General features: G+C 35.1%; 12 protein-coding genes. 7 read left to right on the top strand and 5 right to left on the bottom strand.

The features are described 5' to 3' along the window. Positions 1–144 precede the first annotated feature (144 nt). Both HMPREF2737_RS08835 and HMPREF2737_RS08830 read left to right on the top strand, forming a co-directional pair. Positions 145–1,722, top strand: coding sequence for an FMN-binding glutamate synthase family protein (locus tag HMPREF2737_RS08835; protein WP_141745586.1), 1,578 nt, complete (start codon positions 145–147; stop codon positions 1,720–1,722). A gap of 274 nt (positions 1,723–1,996) precedes the next feature. Then, positions 1,997–3,283 carry a homocysteine synthase gene (locus tag HMPREF2737_RS08830; protein ID WP_037550226.1) on the top strand — a complete coding sequence of 429 codons (1,287 nt, stop codon included), beginning with the start codon at positions 1,997–1,999 and terminating at the stop codon, positions 3,281–3,283. Positions 3,284–3,360: 77 nt separating this feature from the next. Here HMPREF2737_RS08830 and HMPREF2737_RS08825 read toward each other — a convergent pair whose 3' ends face one another. Further along, entirely contained in the window at positions 3,361–3,822 is a 462-nt protein-coding gene (locus tag HMPREF2737_RS08825) for a YehR family lipoprotein (RefSeq protein WP_037550231.1), read from the bottom strand. A 167-nt stretch (positions 3,823–3,989) separates the two neighbouring features. Here HMPREF2737_RS08825 and HMPREF2737_RS08820 point away from each other — a divergent pair, with 167 nt between their 5' ends. Beyond that, a complete protein-coding gene (locus HMPREF2737_RS08820; RefSeq protein WP_037550233.1) occupies positions 3,990–5,066 on the top strand; it encodes a M42 family metallopeptidase in 1,077 nt (358 codons plus the stop codon). Between the two features lie 193 nt (positions 5,067–5,259). Here HMPREF2737_RS08820 and HMPREF2737_RS08815 read toward each other — a convergent pair whose 3' ends face one another. Continuing rightward, positions 5,260–6,078: an SDR family oxidoreductase gene (locus HMPREF2737_RS08815; RefSeq protein WP_037550235.1), complete on the bottom strand. Its 819-nt coding sequence runs from the start codon at positions 6,076–6,078 to the stop codon at positions 5,260–5,262. A gap of 268 nt (positions 6,079–6,346) precedes the next feature. Here HMPREF2737_RS08815 and HMPREF2737_RS08810 point away from each other — a divergent pair, with 268 nt between their 5' ends. The 3 genes from HMPREF2737_RS08810 to HMPREF2737_RS08800 all read left to right on the top strand — a co-directional run bounded on the left by HMPREF2737_RS08810 (position 6,347) and on the right by HMPREF2737_RS08800 (position 11,908). Continuing rightward, entirely contained in the window at positions 6,347–7,891 is a 1,545-nt protein-coding gene (locus HMPREF2737_RS08810) for an AbgT family transporter (protein WP_037550237.1), read from the top strand. 213 nt (positions 7,892–8,104) lie between these two features. Further along, positions 8,105–9,646, top strand: coding sequence for an exopolyphosphatase (ppx, locus tag HMPREF2737_RS08805; protein WP_037550239.1), 1,542 nt, complete (start codon positions 8,105–8,107; stop codon positions 9,644–9,646). Between the two features lie 96 nt (positions 9,647–9,742). Then, positions 9,743–11,908 (top strand): RNA degradosome polyphosphate kinase, encoded by a 2,166-nt coding sequence (locus HMPREF2737_RS08800; RefSeq protein ID WP_037550241.1) that lies wholly within the window; start codon positions 9,743–9,745, stop codon positions 11,906–11,908. Positions 11,909–11,964: 56 nt separating this feature from the next. Here the strand turns inward: HMPREF2737_RS08800 and HMPREF2737_RS08795 are convergent, their stop codons facing one another. Together HMPREF2737_RS08795 and HMPREF2737_RS08790 are read right to left on the bottom strand one after the other, a co-directional pair. Then, positions 11,965–13,197 (bottom strand): acetylornithine deacetylase, encoded by a 1,233-nt coding sequence (locus tag HMPREF2737_RS08795; RefSeq protein ID WP_037550243.1) that lies wholly within the window; start codon positions 13,195–13,197, stop codon positions 11,965–11,967. A gap of 117 nt (positions 13,198–13,314) precedes the next feature. Further along, positions 13,315–14,010, bottom strand: coding sequence for an SDR family oxidoreductase (locus HMPREF2737_RS08790; RefSeq protein WP_037550247.1), 696 nt, complete (start codon positions 14,008–14,010; stop codon positions 13,315–13,317). 189 nt (positions 14,011–14,199) lie between these two features. Here HMPREF2737_RS08790 and HMPREF2737_RS08785 point away from each other — a divergent pair, with 189 nt between their 5' ends. Further along, a complete protein-coding gene (locus HMPREF2737_RS08785; protein ID WP_037535652.1) occupies positions 14,200–14,466 on the top strand; it encodes a DUF1413 domain-containing protein in 267 nt (88 codons plus the stop codon). A 151-nt stretch (positions 14,467–14,617) separates the two neighbouring features. On the opposite strand, the gene HMPREF2737_RS08780 is transcribed toward HMPREF2737_RS08785, so the two are convergent. Beyond that, complete coding sequence (locus tag HMPREF2737_RS08780) at positions 14,618–14,809, bottom strand: hypothetical protein (protein ID WP_011274908.1); 192 nt, start codon at positions 14,807–14,809, stop codon at positions 14,618–14,620. Between the last annotated feature and the right edge of the window lie 462 nt (positions 14,810–15,271).

The following is a 15,271-nucleotide window of genomic DNA, read 5'->3' as shown; positions in this document are numbered from 1 at the left end:
ACATGTATGTCATATATCATTTTTTATTCTATCAGATTATTAATATTAAGGAATTGAAAATTTCTTCCTATTTTAAATTGTAAAAGATTTACATTGATGTATGATTTAAATTGTAGAAAGTTCAAAGGGGGAGAAATAAAATTGATTTCTATACTTACAGTTATGCAATTTATTGTTAACATCATGATATTTATTGTGATTCTTTCAATAATCGGCTTAGTACTTGTGTTGCTATTTAAAGATAAAGGGCAGAATCAACACAGTGTCTTACGTAATTATCCTGTTCTAGGACGTGTACGTTACTTTGCAGAAAAGATTGGACCAGAATTACGTCAATACTTATTTGCAAATGATACAGAGGGGAAACCATTTTCAAGAAATCAGTACACAAATATTGTGCTAGCAGGTAAATACAACTCTCGAATGTCTAGTTTTGGAACACAACGAGAGTATAAGGATGGTTTTTACATACGAAATACAATGTTTCCTTTACAACGTAATGAATTACAAATTGATAATCAAACTATGATTTCAACATTTGTCTATAAAGTGGACAATGAACGCTTATTTCAACGTGATGAACATCGATATCAAACAGCTATTGATCCGTACTACTTAACAAACGATAATGCTATTATTCTCGGAAACAATTTAGAACATCCTTTTAAAATCAAACGACTCGTTGGTCAATCAGGAATGAGCTACGGTGCACTTGGTGGTCGTGCAATCACTGCATTATCACAAGGGTTAGCCCGTGCAGGCACATGGATGAATACAGGTGAAGGTGGATTGTCAGAATATCACCTTAAAGGTGGAGGCGACATTATCTTCCAAATCGGACCTGGTCTCTTTGGTGTTCGTGATAAAGATGGTAACTTTAGCGACGATCAATTTCTGAAGACGGCAAATCATAAAGAGGTCAAAGCATTTGAAATTAAGCTCGCACAAGGTGCCAAAACTCGCGGTGGTCATATGGAGGGCAATAAAGTTACAGAAGAAATTGCCAAAATCAGAAACATTGAACCTTATAAAACCGTGAACTCACCTAATCGCTTTGATTTTATAGATTCACCTGAAGACTTATTACAATTTGTAGATAAATTACGTCAACTAGGTCAAAAACCAGTCGGCTTTAAAATTGTAGTGAGTAAAGTTGAAGAAATTGAAGCATTAGTTCAATCAATGATTGATATGAATATTTATCCTGATTTCATCACAATTGATGGCGGTGAAGGTGGTACAGGAGCGACATTCCAAGAGTTACAAGATGGTGTCGGTCTACCATTATTTACAGCACTACCTATCGTAACTGGTATGTTAGAGCAACATCAAATTAGAGATAAAATGAAAATCTTTGCCTCAGATAAATTAATTACTCCAGATAAAGTAGCAATTGCTTTAGGATTAGGTGCAGATTTAATTAATATTGCTCGTGGCATGATGATTAGTGTAGGTTGTATTATGAGTCAACAGTGTCACTTAAATACATGTCCTGTGGGTGTTGCGACGACTGATCCTAAGAAGGAAAAAGCATTAATTGTCGATGAAAAGCAATATCGAGTAACGAACTATATTACAAGTTTACATGAGGGACTATTTAACATTGCGGCCGCAGCTGGTGTCAAAAGTCCAAATGAAATTACAACTGACCATATTGTAATCAAACGCATTGATGGTTCAATAGAAAATATCATTGACTATAAATTGAAATTAATAAGTTAACTCGATGGCAAAGAGAGTTAAGGTTGGATAAAAATAATACTTTGAAGCTATATCACAAACTCGTAATAGCTGACTAGTAAGAGAAGGTACTCATATCAAGTACCTTCTCTTTTTTGTAATTTCTTGAGTTAAGCGAGCACCAGTTAAATATCCTCTCGGAAATTCTATCCCCTACCTTTTAATTCTTACTAATTCAGTTTGATTTCATTTTAAAGTGCTGTATAATAATTAAAAATAAATAATCAGAATATTCTATTAATTGGAGGTCATATTTATGACAGACAATCATCCAAATTGGAAATTTGAAACACAAACGATTCATGCTGGACAAGTTATCGATGAATTCTCAAAATCACGTGCTGTGCCTATTTACCAAACATCAAGTTATGTCTTTGATGATACGCAACATGCGCAAGACCTATTCTCTCTGGCTAAACCAGGTAATATTTACACACGAATTATGAACCCAACTCAGAATGTCTTTGAAGCTCGTATCACACAATTAGAAGGTGGTGTTGGTGCATTAGCTACCTCTTCAGGTCAAGCTGCTATCACATTGGCATTACTTAATATTGTGGAAACTGGTTCAGAGATTGTAGCATCGTCTAACCTATATGGCGGTTCTTATAACTTATTAAACATCACCTTTGCAAAACTAGGTATTAAAGTTCACTTTGTTGACCCTAGCGATCCTAACAACTTTAAAGCAGCAATTAATGATAAAACAAGAGCGATTTATGCTGAAACAATCGGTAATCCAGCTATAGATGTATTAGATATTGAAGCGGTAGCACAAATTGCACACGATAATGGTTTACCGCTTGTCATTGATAATACATTTGCTTCTCCTTATTTATGTCGTCCATTTGAACATGGTGCTGATATTGTTATCCATTCAGCTACTAAATTTATAGGGGGCCATGGTACATCAATAGGAGGCATTATAGTAGATAGCGGTAAGTTTAATTGGGATAACGGTAAGTTCCCTGGACTAGTCGAACCTGATCCAAGTTATCATGGCATTTCATATACGAATGATGTCGGTGAAGCTGCATACATCACTAAAGCACGTGTTCAATTATTACGTGATTTAGGTTCAGCTGTGTCGCCTTATAATGTTCATGAATTTTTAATTGGTTTAGAAACATTACATCTACGTATGGAACGTCACTCTGAAAATGCCTTAAAAGTTGCTCAATTTTTAGCTCAACACCCTAAAGTCACTTGGGTAAATTATCCTGGTCTTGAAAACAACAAATATCATAACTTAGCTAAAAAATATCTACCAAAAGGTCAAGGTGCAATCCTGACATTTGGCGTAGACGGATCAGTTGATGACATCGCTCGCTTCGTCGATAAATTGCAACTATTCTCATTACTCGCAAATGTAGGAGACTCCAAATCACTCGTCATCCATCCTGCAAGTACAACGCATCAACAATTGACTGAAGCGGAACAACGTCAATCAGGTGTACTTCCAGAAATGGTTCGTCTATCTATAGGTACTGAAAATGCTGAAGATATTATTAACGACTTAAATGATGCACTTAGCATTATTTAAATGATATAAAAATAAGCTGTAACGGATCTTGAGACATTAATTTATGTCCTCGGCTCCGTTACAGCTTTTCTAGTTCATTATTCATCTGTCATATTACTTTTTTGTTTTAAGCCTAATTTTTTTAATTCTCTAACGGTCCCTTCCATATTGACCTTCTTATCATTTTTAGATGTTGACATTAAAGAGAAATACTTCTCGACTTCTTTAATATCTGCTTTTTTATAGTTTATATCGATAGTTTCAACCCATTTTTCATGATTATTTTCTAAGCTATAAGATACACCTTTAAGGTCTTTCAATTGATGATGATCTTGGAACGTCTTCTTAGCTTCTTTCCTGGACATACCGAAATCATTATACTTCAATGTTGTTATAGTTGATTGTTTTACTACTTTATTCTTTTTATAAGACAATGTCGTTAATACATGCTTCCCTTCCATGTCCCCTTCATATGTCTTAGAGCGTTCCTTACTACACGCGCCTAATATACTTACACTTAACACCATTAATATCGTCAATACAAAGAACTTTTTCATCATACTCATCTACTTCCCACTGTGTCATTTATCTATTAAATTATAGCATTTACTTTATCTTATTATGTATATCATTACCAGATAATTTTGATTAGAAACAATTTTTTCAGAAAAACAAAAATCTACATGCTACAATGTTAGTAAATAATGACGTTAGGAAGTGTGTGTATATGAAAGAATCAATTGAATTATTAAAATCATTGACTGATGTGAATGGCATTGCTGGTTATGAACGCAATGTAAAGGCAAAGATGAAAGAATGTTTAGAGCCTGTAAGTGATGAAATTATAGAAGATGGTTTGGGTGGCATATTTGGTAAAAAAGCAAGTGACAATGGAACAAAATCACTTATGGTAGCTGGCCACTTAGATGAAATTGGCTTTATCGTGACTAAAATCGATAATAATGGATTTATTAAATTCCAACCTATTGGCGGTTGGTGGAACCAAGTCATGTTATCTCAAAAAGTAACTATCACAACGGATGACGGCACTGAAATTCGTGGTCTTATCGGTTCAAAACCGCCACACGTACTTGACCCAGAGGAACGTAAGAAGCCTGTCCAAATTAAAGATATGTACATTGATATCGGTGTTCGAAGTAAAGAAGATGCTGAGAATCACGGTATCGAAGTTGGCAATATGATTACACCTTATAGTGAATTTGAAGAATTAGCGAATGGCAAATATTTAACTGCTAAGGCATTCGATAATCGCTACGGTTGTGCACTTGCGATTGATGTATTAAAAAGACTTAAAGATGAACAAATCGGTGTAGATTTATATGCAGGGGCAACTGTGCAAGAAGAAGTTGGCTTGCGTGGTGCTAAAGTTGCTGCTAATAAAATCAAACCTGACCTCGCTATTGCAGTGGATGTTGCAGTCGCATACGATACACCAGGAATGAACAACCTTGGAAGTGAGACGACTTTAGGAAATGGGCCTGTGGTAATCTTAATGGATGCATCTAATGTTGCACATCAAGGCTTACGTCAACATATTAAAGAAGTTGCAAGAAGACATTATATTACTGTGCAATGGGATACAACAGCTGGCGGTGGTACAGATGCAGGAAGTATCCATGTTGCAAATGAAGGTATACCTACAATTTCTATTGGCGTTGCCTTACGTTATATGCATTCAAATGTGTCAGTACTCCACACAGATGATTATGAAAATTCAGTGCGCCTTGTAACTGAAATCGTTCGTTCACTAAACGATGACGCTTACGAGAGAATAAAATGGTAATTTACTAGTTAAAATATTATGAAGTTGATAGTTTAATTCATATCATCTAAATATCGCATTTTCACACTAGTGTGTGGTGTGCTTAATATAATGAAGGTTAATGTCATTTGACGTCACTAAACCCCAGTCTACTGCCATAGACTGGGGTTATAATATTAACCTTCATTTTAATTTTAAATCTTACAATTAATTGCTATTCTACTGAATTTTTCCAACTATCATCACTTAACATTTCTCCAGGCCAAGTATAAGCCATAACACCACCATCAATTCGAACCGTTTCACCAGTAATAAATGAACTATCGTCAGATGCTAGAAATGCAACAAGCTTACCTACTTCTTCAGCTTTACCTAGTCGACCTAATGGAGTGACCCATTTTTGATTATTGCGGAATGTTTTACCCGCTTCATCTTCTGAAGTACCAGCTAAATTGTCTACTAATGGTGTTTCAATTGTTCCTGGTGCAATAGCATTCGCACGAATATTCTCACGACCATATTCAATAGCAATAGATTTCGTAAAGTTAATGACTGCACCTTTGGCAGCGTTATATCCAGAACGATATAAGTCGGCAGCTTGTCCTGAGAATGATGCCGTATTAATAATAGAACCGCCTTGTTCCATCATTAACGGTAATAAGAATTTGGTTACTAAGAACGTACCTCTCATATCCACTGCCATAATTTTATCGAATACTTCAACAGGATACTCGTGGATTCGGCCTGCGCCATTATCTACACCCGCATTATTAAAGATAACATCTACACGCCCATACTCATCTCTAGCTTTATCCGCAAAGTCTTGGACTTGTTTATCATCTGAGATATCTACTTTATACGCAGTAGCTTTACCTCCATTACGATTTATTTCTTCAACCGTTTTTTCTAATTCATCCGAAATATCAAGTGCGAGTACATGTGCACCTTCATTAGCCAAGGCTTTTGCTGATGCTTGGCCGATACCTGTACTTGCACCAGTGATGACTGCAATTTTATTTTCTAAACGTTTCATAACGGATTTCACTCCTATTTTCAAATTTCTTTAATGAAATTTAACTCATCTATACAATGTTTATCTTCCACACTTCAAACACCCTCAAACCTTATTCTCATAATGATAGCCCTTCATCACACAATTTAATTTCAATCTTATTTAATAAGTAATTATTATTGTACTTATCACATTAATAACCAATTCTTATACTTAAATTTCTGAAAATTGCTATATTTTAAAAATCAGTTTGTTATACTTTGAGTTAACTAACAAAGGGGGCCATTTTATGACCACTAATACAAAAGAAAGAACATCTTTAGTTAACAAATTTCTAAATGGTGTTGAAAAAGCTGGTAATAAATTACCAGATCCTGCAATACTTTTCTTCTTAATGTGTATTGGCTTAGCTGTTATCACTTGGATTGTGTCTCTTTTTGACGTGTCAGTGAAACATCCAGGAAATGGAGAAACTATACATATAAAGAGTATTCTTAGTACTGAAGGTATCGCTATGATTATGAATGATGCCGTTAAGAACTTCTCTGAATTTCCTGCGCTAGGACTTGTATTAGCAGTGATGATTGGTGTCGGTGCTGCTGAGAAATCAGGATATTTTGATAAGTTAATGATTTCAGTTGTTAACCGAGCTTCAAAGCGAATCATTGTACCTACAATCATTTTAATTGGGATATTAGGAAGTCTAGCTGGGGATGCAGCAACAGTCATTTTACCCCCACTAGCAGCAATGATCTTTATTAAGATTGGCTATCACCCAATCGCCGGTCTTGCAATGGCCTATGCTTCTTCATTAGGTGGTTTTGGTGCAAACTTTTTAATTGGTATGCAAGATGCATTAGTCTATGCATTTACGGAACCAGCGACGAAGATTGTTTCAGATAGCGTCAAGATTAATGTGGCTATGAACTGGTACTTTATTGCCGCAAGTGTCATCTTAGTACTTCCTGTTATCTATTTCACTACAACAAAGGTTGTTATACCACGTTTAGGTGAATATGATGCGAGTCAAGCAAATTATGATGAAGACGAGGAAACATCATCTCATATTACACCAACTGAAAATAAAGCATTATTCTGGGCGAACATGTCATTTCTTTTACTGATTGTTGCCCTAATCATTTGTTGTATTCCAGAAGGAAGTTGGTTAAGAAATGCTAAAACAGGCAGTCTCATAGACGATTCACCCTTAATTAATGGTGTTGGTTTAGTAATTCTTGTTATTTTCTTAATTCCTGGGATGGTCTATGGCATTTTGAGTAAACAAATCAAGAACTCGAAAGATTTAGGTAGTATGATTAGTGACTCTCTTGGTTCAATGGGATCTTTCATATTAATCGTATTCTTTGCAGCTCAATTATTAGCATTCTTGCAATGGAGCAATCTTGGTATTATTGTATCAGTCTATGGCGCCAAATTACTTCAACATCAAAATGGTATAGTGCTTATTATAGGCATCATTATTCTTAGTAGTTTGATTAACTTAATTATAGGTAGTGCATCGGCTAAGTGGGGTATTCTGGCTCCAATCTTCGTACCGATGATGATTTTACTAGGTTATCATCCTGCATTTACTCAAATGATTTATCGTGTAGGTGATTCAATTACAAACCCAATCACACCGATGATGCCTTATATGCCACTTATTCTATCTTACGCGCAAAAGTATGATAAAAATATGAAACTAGGTTCCCTACTTTCAAGTTTAATGCCATACACCTTTGCGTTAGGTGTCGTATGGACATTATTCGTTATCGCTTGGTACTTACTAGGCATTCCATTAGGACCAGGTGGACCTGTTAAAATTCCGAAATAATATAATAATTAAACATAATATTTTAGACATGTAGATGTGCACAAACCTCCTCTATCTCCGAGGAGGTTTATTTGTATGTAATCCCTTACAAATTTTTTACTAATTACTAAATATTTATCGCAGTCTCCCTTTTTCAAAGTGTTATATTACGGTAAAATAAAGGTATAGAAGTGTATTTTAATCAACATTATTCTAGTCATTTAGGAGGACACGATGGAAGAACGAATAGGTTTAGTAGATATTGGATCAAATACTATCAGATTAGTTATTTTTAACTTTACTAAAGAATCAGGAATTAATGAATTGCTCAACATTAAGACGCCTGCACGACTAAGCCAATATCTCACTAAAGATAATAAAATGAGTAAAGAAGGCATAAAAGTACTCATTGATGCATTACACAGCTTTAAATCTGTGTCTGATAAATTCAATGTAACTGAATTACATCCGATTGCTACTGCCGCAATCCGTCAATCTAAAAACAATGATGAAATTGTCAATGAAGTTAAAAATGAAGTTGGTATTGATATTAAAATCGTACCCGAAGAAGACGAAGCTTACTATGGTTACTACGCAATTACTCACACTACTGAAATTAAAAACGGAGTATCCGTCGACATCGGTGGCGGTTCAACTGAAGTAACGTTATTTAAAGATAAAGAGTTATTTGAATCACATAGTTTCCCTTTCGGTGTCGTAACACTTAAAAGAAAGTTCTTCAACGACAAAGATCATAACGACAAAGGCGCCATTAAAGATATGGAGAAATTCCTATCTCAACAATTTGAATCGTTAGAGTGGTTGAAAGATCAAGAGGTTGCACTTGTAGGTGTCGGTGGTTCCGCACGAAATGTAGCTCGTATCCATCAAGCCGAACATTCATACCCTATTGGCGGTGTACACAATTATACAATGACGAATAAAGATATTGATGAAGTCTTTGATATCATTCGTAAAAGTGATCGCGATGATTTAACCAACCTTGACGGCCTAAGTCGTGACCGAGTAGATATCATCTTACCAGCTGTATCAGTGTTTAAAACGTTATATAAAATTGTAGACGCTAAACAATTCACATTCTCTAGAAATGGTTTACGTGAGGGATATGTCATGAAGCAAGTACGTGAACGCTACCCTGATGTCTTCGATAAAAATAATGTACGTAAAGAATCTATTCATTTCTTAGCCCGTGAATATAAGATTGAAGATGTTAGTTCACAAGCACGTCTTAAATTAGCTAAATCCTTATTATCACAATTAATTGATATCGCTGATTTAGACATCAGTGATAACGATCAACGTCTATTTGAAGAAGGCGCTTATATTTACTACCTAGGTAGCTTTATCGATTCAGATTCAAGTTCTCCACACACGTACTACATCATTGCTAACTCTATGATTAACGGTTATACACATAAAGACCGTGTTAAATTAGCGCTACTCGCCAGTTTCAAAAATAAATCACTATTGAAATTCTATTGCAAAGAAACAGATTGGTTTAGCAATAAAGAAGTAGATACGGTTCAAGCACTCGGTGGCATCATTAAATTTATCAACGCTTTAAATATTTCTCAAACAAGCTTCGTAGTCGATGTTGAATTGAAGAAAATGAAAAAAGGCGACAAGGACTATCAATTAACTGTTTTTTATACTGAAGGCGAGCCTATTGCAGAAGAATATCAAGCAAACAGACAGAAAAAACATATTGAAAAGATACTTAAAGGAACTGTTTCCATTATCTTTACAAAATCTTAAAACAAGTATGCTATCTTAAACTTAGGATGTTATGCCTTTTACTTACTAATTGAAAAGAACAACGCATATTTGAGGAAATGACGAGGTGTATTTGGAATGCAAACTCAATTGGGAGAAAATGATATTAGCTTACCGCAATACTACAACAACCGCGAACTAAGTTGGCTTGATTTCAACTATCGCGTACTTCAAGAAGCATATGACAAAAATAATCCGCTACTAGAGAAATTAAACTTTATATCTATTTTTAGTTCTAACTTAGATGAATTCTTCATGGTTCGCGTTGCAGGTTTAAAAGACCAAGTTAAGATGGGCTACGACAAACCAGAAAACAAAGCACAAATGACACCACAAGAACAAGTTGATGCCATCCAAGAAAAAGCTAAAAAATATGTTGATACACAATATGAACGTTATAACGAATTAATGACTGAACTTCAAGATTATGAAATAGTGATGTGTGAACCGCATGAATTATCTGAACCTTTATTAAACAAATTAGAAAGAGATTTTAAACTAACGATTCTGCCAACTTTAACACCACTTGGCATTGATGCGTATCATCCTTTCCCTAAACTTAATAATAAAAGTTTAAACATCTTCGTAGACATTGATACTGAAGATGCGATTAATTCAGCAATTGTTCAAATCCCGTCACTCATTCCAAGATTCTTAACTTATAATGAAGGTGCTAAACAATATGTGGTTATGGTTGAAGATGTTATCACATATTTTATCAATTATTTATTTACTGGTTATGATGTATTAAATACCTTCACATTCAGAATCACAAGAAATGCCGATTTGACGATACATGAGGATGGCGCTGAAGACTTACTTATCGAAATCGAACGTTTCCTTAAAGAACGTAAGAGTGGTTCAGCTGTACGTTTGGAAGTTGATGGTCGTACTGCAAATCCAGATGATTTAGACTGGCTTATCGAAACATTGGAAGTTGATAAGCAAGATGTTTATTTCTTAAATGGACCATTAGACTTAACATTTATTTTCGGCTTAGTCGATCACCTATCTCATAAATTAAACTATTTAACTTATGAAAAATATTCACCACAGATTCCACGTTCTTTAGGCAATAATAATTTATATGAACTTGCATTAAAACGTGATATTTTCTTCCATCACCCATACGAATCTTTCGAACCGATTGTTGACTTTATTCGCGAAGCTGCGGACGATCCAAATACAATAGCGATTAAACAGACATTGTATCGCGTTAGTAAAGATTCACCTATTATTAATAGTTTAAAAGAAGCTGCTGAAAAAGGTAAACAAGTAACCGTACTTGTAGAATTGAAAGCACGTTTCGATGAAGAAAACAACGTACACTGGGCACGCATGTTAGAAGATGCAGGTTGTCACGTTATATATGGTATGACACATCTTAAGACACACAGTAAAATCGCTTTAGTCGTTAAACGTATCGGTGGAGAATTAACATCATTCGTTCACTTAGGAACAGGTAACTATAATGACAAGACTGCGAAACTCTATACAGATATGGGTATTATCACTACAAATGAACAAATTGCAGAAGATGCCATTAACTTCTTCAATTATTTAAGTGGGTACTCAGTAAAACCAGAATACAATAAATTAATCGTAGCACCATTTGATATTCGTGATGTCTTTATCGATCGAATTGATAAAGAGATTAGCAGTCACCTTCAACATGGCAATGGTAAGATTATGATGAAGATGAACTCACTTACGGATAAAGCCATCATTGAAAAGTTATTCGAAGCATCACAAGCCGGTGTGAAGATTCAACTCATTATTCGTGGTATCTGTTGCTTAAAACCAGGTATTCCTGGCATAAGTGAGAATATTGAAGTGGTAAGTATCGTTGGTCGTTTACTAGAGCACTCTCGTATTTATTACTTCCATAACAATGGAGATGAACGCATCTATTTATCATCAGCTGATGTAATGACACGTAACATGATTAAACGTGTAGAAATCTTATTCCCAGTTGAAGATAAAGAAATTGGAAAACGTCTAGTCGACTTCATGGATTTACAATTATCTGATAATCAAAAAGGACGCTACCAAGATGAACATGGTCATTATCACTATGTGGAAAATAACTTATCACCATTAAATTCACAAGTCTATTTAATGCAAGAAGCAATTAAATACGGACAAGAACTTAAGAAACGTTCAGCTCAACCATCAGGTATGCCAGTTGTATCTAAACGTCGTGCCAATTGGATGAATCGTATCCGTCGTTCTCTAAAGAAATAACATATAAAATAGGCAATGGTCGCTCATGACCATTGCCTTTATTTTTGTAAACAATTTTATTTCTCAGGGTGATCGTACCAATGATTTAAGAATTGGTAGAGAACATCACTATAGGTTTGTAGTTCTGATGCTTCTATCTTCTCATCGACGCTATGTGCCTCTTCTAAACTACCAGGTCCATATAAAATAGTTGGTATACCAAAGTGTGCTGTCCAACCACCATCAGTTACAGTCGTACTCATACCATGCTTTAAATCAGTTCCATGAACAGTTTGATGCGCTGACTGTAATTGTTTAAATCCAGGATGTTCAGTAGGTATGGTGAAGCTAGGGAAGATTTCGCCTTTGTCTTCAATCATTGATTCACCGCCCCATTCAAACTTCAATGGATTCTCCCGAAGCCAAATATCAGCCTCAGCCACACGATTCAAGTAATCTTCTATTTCTGCAACTACATCTTCATATCGCTCGTTTGGCAAATAATGAACCGTTATCCATAAACGACATTCATCTGCAACAAATGCCGGATGCCGTCCACCTTCAATCACTGCCGGGTTAATGGTATTTGCACCTGGAGGCATACCTGGACTATGTTTCATTACAGCCCAGTGCTGTTCTAATTCGTTTAGTGCGTGAATAATTTTTGTCATTTTTTCAATGGCACTCGCACTAAATAGCCCACCACCAGCATGGATGGTTTGACTACGCGCACCGTCATGAATGGTATTCTTACTTTTCACCGTAATCCAGCCGGTAATCACACCACCTTGACCAAGCGCCATATTCTCACTGGTATCTAACACAAGTGCTAGATCAGCTTTAGGTCCAATTTCACAAGCAAGTTTCGTACCTGCTTCACCTACTTCTTCTCCTACAACCGATTGCACAATAATATCGCCTTTCGGTTGCCGTTCTTCTTGATGTAACTTTTCAAGAACATAAAATAATGACGCCATACCACCTTTCATATCACTTACCCCACGACCATAAAGCCAGTCATCCACTTGGGTTAATTCAAATGGCGGATACGTCCAGTTTGAATCATCATCTACTGATGCCACATCTACATGGCCATTTAATATAAGTTTAGGTGCGGAAGGGTCACTCCCCTTCAAAGTCGCGACAATGACACTATCATCCTTATATAGTTGTTCCCGTTGAATACTAAATCCAAGTGCTTTTACTAATTCTTCAATCTCATCTTGCAAAGGGTTTGTATTACGTCCAGGTGGACTCTCCGTATTATAGCTAACTAATAATTCTAATAAGTTATAAAGACGTTTCTCCATCTTTGTCACTCCTCCAAATCTTAGTTATCCCCACTATCATCCTTCATTATCAGTGTACCATTATAATATAATTTTACACTATATAAGTACTTAATGTCCTAATCTCTCTATAATCTACTACACTGGTCGTACTGTCACTTCGTTCACATTAACATGTGCAGGTTGTGTTAATGCGTAAATAATCGCATCTGCAATATTTTCAGGATCTAGTTTCTTACGACCACCAAAGTCACTGCGTTCTGTCATTGGTGTATCTACCATTCCTGGTAATATGCTTGTTGTTTTAATCCCCGTTTTTGCTAATTCTTTTTCTAAACCATTAAAAATCATCAGTACAGCAGATTTTGTAGCACTATATAATGCACTTTCTTTAGATACTTCATTCGCAGATATAGATGCTAAATTTACCACATGTCCTGACCCCTGTGTTTCAAACTTAGGTAATATCGCATTGAGACTGTATAGAAGTCCTTTAATATTCGTATCAACCATTGAATCCCATGACTCAACTTGATAGTCTGTGATTTTAGATGAACGCATTACACCTGCACAATTTACGAAGATATCCACATGTCCAAATACATCGATGGCTTTTGCTACTAATGCATCTACTTCTGCTTGGTTTGTCACATCTGTAGGCACATTATGTATATTGTCTTCATTCATATCTTTCGCTACCGTATTCAATTTATCATGACTACGTCCTGCTAGTACGACTTTAACACCTTGCTTCTCAAGTGCTTTTGCTGTTGCTGCTCCGATACCACTACTTGCACCGGTAATAATTGCTACGCGTCCGTTTAATTCTGTCATTTCACTTCATCCTTTATTTTAGATTCATAAAATACATTACCTTATTTAAAATGCATTAAACCTTTAAGACAATTTCCAGGAAATATTATTATGAAAATACTAAGATGAATTGTAATCTTTATGAAAACGTATTAAAGTTAATATATGTAATTAAATCATTGGGCATATAGAAAGATAGGAGGATACACAATGACATTTGATGAACGTATTCAAGCGTTACGGGCTGAAAAGAGTAGAACAAGTTTCTCGTTTCATTTCATCGATTTATATAGTGAAGAAGAATGGATGAATATGAGTGTGAAGCAACGTACACGCCAAGAGAGAGAATTTATCGCACAATTGGATCAAATTCCACGTGTAAGAATGCCATTCTCTAGTCAAGAAGGCTACAAGTTTAAGTTATATAATCAAGAATATCAATATAATGAAGTTAAGAAGAATTTCAAAGATTTATAATACACTGAAGCCCGTATCTCTATGGTAAGATACGGGCTTTCAACACATTATTCCAGAATGATTAGGGGTATATTTATGGTATGCCTTCGACTGCTCACCAACGAAGGCATATAAGGTTCTTGAATGTTAATAGGAGGCCATTCAATTTGTATTAATTTGTAACGAGTGTTTTACGTTCGAGTCCATAGTAATATAGTCGTTCTGCATCAATATATGGAATTGAATCGATAGTCAAGTAGCCATCTTTAATATCACCGATCATTCCTTGATTAACACCAGTTTTCAAATAAATGTCGTAACTGCCTTCATCAGAAAAAACAACTTCTTCAATTACTTTTCTCATCAGTATCACTTCCCATTACTTATTCCTTACAATTCTTATCATACACCCTTTTAAAAATTTTTAAAGTATTTTGTGATACTTTTCACAAATAGTTCACTTTTTTGAAAATGAAAGTAATTGAAGGGATTTATGTATGTGGAATATACATGGATTTATAAGTAAAAATTTTAATTAGTAAAATACTCCAATATGTTAGAGGGATATGTCAAATATTTATTCCAATCTTTATTAAGAAGAGCAATGATTCGAAAGCTTCCTTATTCTAGAATGAATATAACTTGGGAGAATATAGTCAAATTAAGAGATGAAGAATATTCCTATAAAAAAATATGGTAGGCACCGAGCTTATCATAATCTTTCTTTTACTCAATTGATGCTAAATGATTTAGAAAATTATAATCAATCAATTTTTGATACTTTCTGTCCATCTTTTGATAACGGCTGCGTTTATATTTGCTTTAT

Origin of the sequence: Staphylococcus sp. HMSC069D12, from assembly GCF_001810405.1 — a bacterium.
Lineage (GTDB): Bacteria > Bacillota > Bacilli > Staphylococcales > Staphylococcaceae > Staphylococcus > Staphylococcus haemolyticus.
Note: the sequence above shows the minus strand (reverse complement) of the source record. Positions and strands in the feature narration are given on the sequence as shown.